Source organism: Hymenobacter agri, assembly GCF_054778495.1.
This window is the reverse complement of record NZ_BAAGZM010000354.1, coordinates 1-4,404: the sequence shown is the minus strand read 5'-3', so window position 1 is coordinate 4,404 and position 4,404 is coordinate 1. Positions and strand designations below refer to the sequence as shown.

The 4,404-nt window shown below is 60.2% G+C and carries 5 protein-coding genes; 4 read left to right on the top strand and 1 reads right to left on the bottom strand.

The genetic code is table 11. From position 1 onward, the window contains the following. The 4 genes from ACYVDE_RS15515 to ACYVDE_RS15500 form a co-directional block, all read left to right on the top strand. Positions 1–738 (top strand): lysostaphin resistance A-like protein (locus tag ACYVDE_RS15515; RefSeq protein WP_460502446.1); only part of this gene is annotated, 738 nt, incomplete at its 5' end. Positions 739–834: 96 nt separating this feature from the next. Continuing rightward, the gene (locus ACYVDE_RS15510; RefSeq protein ID WP_460502445.1) at positions 835–1,875 is read left to right on the top strand and encodes a phosphatidate cytidylyltransferase; all 1,041 of its coding nucleotides are present in this window, start codon (positions 835–837) and stop codon (positions 1,873–1,875) included. A 128-nt stretch (positions 1,876–2,003) separates the two neighbouring features. Beyond that, complete coding sequence (locus tag ACYVDE_RS15505; protein WP_460502444.1) at positions 2,004–3,290, top strand: Glu/Leu/Phe/Val family dehydrogenase; 1,287 nt, start codon at positions 2,004–2,006, stop codon at positions 3,288–3,290. A gap of 218 nt (positions 3,291–3,508) precedes the next feature. Continuing rightward, positions 3,509–4,174, top strand: coding sequence for a phosphatidylserine decarboxylase (locus tag ACYVDE_RS15500; protein WP_460502443.1), 666 nt, complete (start codon positions 3,509–3,511; stop codon positions 4,172–4,174). Between the two features lie 76 nt (positions 4,175–4,250). On the opposite strand, the gene ACYVDE_RS15495 is transcribed toward ACYVDE_RS15500, so the two are convergent. Beyond that, on the bottom strand, positions 4,251–4,404 hold a 154-nt coding region (locus tag ACYVDE_RS15495; protein ID WP_460502447.1), incomplete at its 5' end, for a glutathionylspermidine synthase family protein.

Sequence of the window (4,404 nt, the reverse complement as noted above, 5' to 3'; positions counted from 1 at the left end):
GGCGGGGCGCTGGCGCTGGCCTCGGCCATGGGCTACCGCTGGGCCGAGTATTTCAGCCCGCGTCGGCTGGGAGCGGCCTGGTGGCTGCTGGCCGCGGCGCTGCTCATCGTGGTTATCCTGCCCCTCATGTCGGTGCTCATTGCCTGGAACGCGGGCGCGCACTTCCCGGCCGCGCTACACGATTTTGAGGTGTGGGCCCGCGCCAGCGAAGACCGAGCCGCCGTGCTCACCAAGTTTCTTACCCGCTTCAATTCCGGCGCGCGCTTCGCCGTGGGCGTGGTCGTGATTGCGCTGGTGCCGGCCGTGGCCGAGGAGCTGGTGTTTCGCGGCGTGATTCAGAAAAACCTGGTGCGCTGGTTTTCGCCGCACGTAGGCGTGTGGCTGGGGGCGGCCATTTTCTCGGCCATTCACTTCCAGTTTTTTGGGTTTGTGCCGCGATTCGTGCTCGGGCTGGTGCTGGGGTATTTGTACCTATGGAGCGGCAACATTCTGGTGAGCATGGCCGCCCACTTCACCCAGAACGCCCTGCAATTGCTCATCCTCTACCTCACCCAGCGCGGCCAGTTCGGCTGGGGCTTCGACCCCGACTCGACTGAGGCGCTGCCCCTTACGCTGGTGCTGCCCTCGGCTCTGCTCACGGCCGGCCTGCTCTACCTGCTGCACCGCAGCATGACGGCCCCCGCCGCGCCCACCACCATGCTCACCATCGGGAGCGAAGGGGTGAAAAGAACGGTGTAGAGACGCGTATTCGCGTCTCGGCGTTGAACGACCCGTTCGCAACGCCCGTACTGCCGCCGTAGCATTCAACGATTCTGTTCAACGACGCGACGCGAAGTGTCGCGTCTCTACATCCCGCCCACTTTGGCCGATTCTACACCTTCCACTACTGCCGAAGCTGCCGCCGCGCCCGCCGGCCCCAGCAACCTGCGCCTGCGCATCACCTACGGCCTCATCGGGGCCGCCCTGCTGCTGGGCAGCGTCTGGTTCAGCCCCTGGACGTTTGGGCTATTCTTCGCCTTTGTGCAGGCCGTGATGCTGTGGGAGTTCTACCGCATGATGCGGGCGGGCGGCTACGCGCCGGCTACGTGGATTGGAATCGCATCAGGATTAATAATTTTTTGCCTGTTACATCTGAGCGCCGCCAACATAGAATATAATTCAATTATCGATGAACTGTCAGACTCTGGTGTTTCCTTCAGTACCCATTATTCACCTGAACAGCATCTGGCGATTGTCTCCCACATACCGCAGGTTGCCGAGTACAAAGCGGCTCTATCAGAGGTCAGCTTCACTTTTGCAGTTCTAATTCTTGTAGTCCTATTAGGATATACTGTAGTTGCTTTCCTTCGTGAAATTGTCAAGTGGAAAGGGAGTGGTCAACCTACTGTAAATGTCGGAGTAGGTTTAACCGGCCTTTTCTATGTAGCTATTCCGATGGGGCTTCTGAGTTTTTTAGCCTTTGATAAAGCAGCTTACGACTACCGCCGCATCTTCGCCCTGCTCTTCCTCATCTGGGCTTCCGATATTGGCGCGTACGCCGCCGGCAAAACCTTTGGCAAGCACAAAATGGCCCCCAAAATCTCGCCCGGCAAAACCTGGGAGGGCTGGGCCGGCGGCTTCGTGCTCACGCTGGTGGTGGGTTGGGCGGTGGGCTTCATGCTGCCCGATATGCCGCTGGCGCACCGCCTCGTAGCGGCCGGCGTGGTGGCCGTGTTCGCCCCGCACGGCGACCTGGCCGAGTCCATGCTCAAGCGCAGCGTGGGGGTGAAGGACTCGGGCAGCATCATGCCCGGCCACGGCGGCCTGCTCGACCGCTTCGACGCCTTCCTGCTGGTGCTGCCGGTGCTGGCGCTGCTACAGCTGCTGGCGGGGTAGGGGTGGCGCGGGGGAGCGTTTGTCGTTGTGCTCGCAATGACAGATGAGTCCGCCTTCAACCCAAAAGCAATACCTTTGCGGCCCTAATCCGTATCCAAAGTCCCACCCACACTCCCATAAACTCCCTCATGGCAGCTCACACCGTGTATAAAGAACCGGCCCCCAAAGTCGACCGCGAAAACCCGCTCGAATCAATGATGTCGCGTTTCAACATCGCCGCCGAAATTCTCGGTCTCGACGACGAAACCTACAACGTACTCAAAGCTGCCGATAAGCAGGTTATCGTGCACATTCCGGTGACGATGGACAACGGCAAAGTGCAGGTGTTCGAAGGCTACCGCGTGATTCACAACACCATTCTGGGCCCGAGCAAAGGCGGCATCCGCTACGACAAAAACGTGCACCTCGACGAGGTGAAGGCCCTCGCGGCCTGGATGACCTGGAAGTGCGCCGTGGTCGACATCCCCTACGGCGGCGCCAAGGGCGGCATCATCTGCGACCCCACCACGATGAGCGCCGGCGAAATCGAGCGCCTCACCCGTGGCTACACGCTGGCCCTGAAAGACATTTTCGGCCCCGACCGCGACATTCCGGCCCCCGACATGGGCACCGGCCCCCGCGAAATGGCGTGGCTGATGGACGAATTCTCGAAAACCAACGGCATGACTTCGCCCGCCGTGGTAACGGGCAAGCCCCTGGTAATGGGCGGCTCGCTGGGCCGCACCGAAGCCACCGGCCGCGGCGTAATGGTGTCGGCCCTGGCCGCCCTCAAGAAGCTGAACCTGAAGCCGAACGAAGTGTCGGCCGCCGTGCAAGGCTTTGGCAACGTGGGCTCGTGGGCCGCGGTGCTGCTGCACCAGCAGGGTGTGAAAATCAAGGCCGTGTCGGACATTTCGGGCGCGTACTGGAACGAGAATGGCATCAACATCGACGAAGCCATTGCGTATAAAAACGCCCACAATGGCCGCCTCGAAGGCTTCGCCGGCGCCACGCCGATGAACCCCGACGACCTGCTGACCTCGGACGTGGACGTACTGGTGCCCGCCGCCGTGGAAGACGTCATCACCGAGCACAACGCCCACGACATCAAAGCCAAGCTGATTGTGGAAGGCGCCAACGGCCCGACTTCGGCCTCGGCCGACCCCATCATCAACGAGAAGGGCATCATGGTGGTGCCGGACATTCTGGCCAACTCGGGCGGCGTCACGGTGTCGTACTTCGAGTGGGTGCAGAACAAGCAGGGCTTCAAGTGGACGCTGGAAATGGTGACCGAGCGCGCCGACCGCATCATGTCCGACGCCTTCGAGAAGGTGTACGAAACCAGCCAGAAGTATAAAATCCCGATGCGCATCGCCGCCTACGTGGTAGCCATCGATAAAGTAGCCCAGACCTACAAGTACCGCGGCGGCTTCTAGAAAAAAACGGCCACAACCTCGGCTGTTTGGCCGCCGGAGGTGGTTTGTTCGTATGGTTTTAAAGGCACGGGCCAGCCAGCCCGTGCCTTTTTGCTTTTCGTTGCTGACCTTTGCGGTAGCTTAGGGGCAGTGCGCGGTCAGCAATTAGCCGCTACGCTCCGTTTAAAACCAATTGTTTACCCGAAGCCGCGTTGTGTACGCCGTTTCAATTCGCGATTATGAAGATTCATAAAGAAGGAAGACGCATCCTGTTCGTCACGCTGCTGATTCTGCTGGCTCTCAACCTGCTCATGTTTCAGTTCAACCGGGGGCAGGTGCTGGTGAACCGGCTGTTTGCCGGCGCCACGGTCATCATCTTCCTGCTGATTCTGCAGTTTTTCCGCAGCCCGTTCCGGCACATGTTCACCCACGAAGACCTGCTCATCGCGCCGGCCGATGGCAAGGTGGTGGTCATCGAGAACGTATTCGAACCCGAGTATTTCGAGGATGAGCGCAAGCAAATCAGCATCTTCATGTCGCCCATCAACGTGCACGTCACGCGCAATCCCATCTCGGGCATCGTGAAGTATTTCAAGTATCACCCCGGTAACTATTTGGTGGCCTGGCACCCCAAAAGCAGCACGCAAAACGAGCGCACCACCGTGGTGGTGGAGTCGGATGCCGGCCCGCTGGTGCTCTTCCGGCAGATTGCCGGGGCCATGGCCCGCCGCATTGTGTGGTACGTGAACGAGGGCGATGAAGTAACCCAGGGCGAGGAGTTTGGCTTCATCAAGTTCGGCTCGCGCGTCGATGTGTTCGTGCCAATGGATACCGAGGTAAAAGTGGAGCTGGGCCAGAAAGTGAAGGGCGGCGAAACCGTCATCTGCCAACTGAAAGTATCGTAGCTGCCGTTCCCAAAAGCATAAATGCCAATGAAAAAGGCCACCGAATAGGTGGCCTTTTCTTTTGTCTGGTCGGTGGCTACAGCAGAGAATCTAGCGGGTCGACAGCTGTCAGCAGGTGCGGCACGAATTCCGACAGGTTGGTGATAAGGCCCGCGTCGCGGCGGAAGCCGATGGCGCAGGCCTCGCCGGCCCAGAACACGCCGGCCTGGTAGCGGCGGCCCTGCGCATCG

What these genes read in the sequence shown, in the direction of transcription:
- ACYVDE_RS15505 (WP_460502444.1), top strand. Translation starts at nt 2,004, where the DNA reads ATGGCAGCTCACACCGTGTATAAAGAACCGGCCCCCAAAGTCGACCGC.
- ACYVDE_RS15500 (WP_460502443.1), top strand. Translation starts at nt 3,509, where the DNA reads ATGAAGATTCATAAAGAAGGAAGACGCATCCTGTTCGTCACGCTGCTG.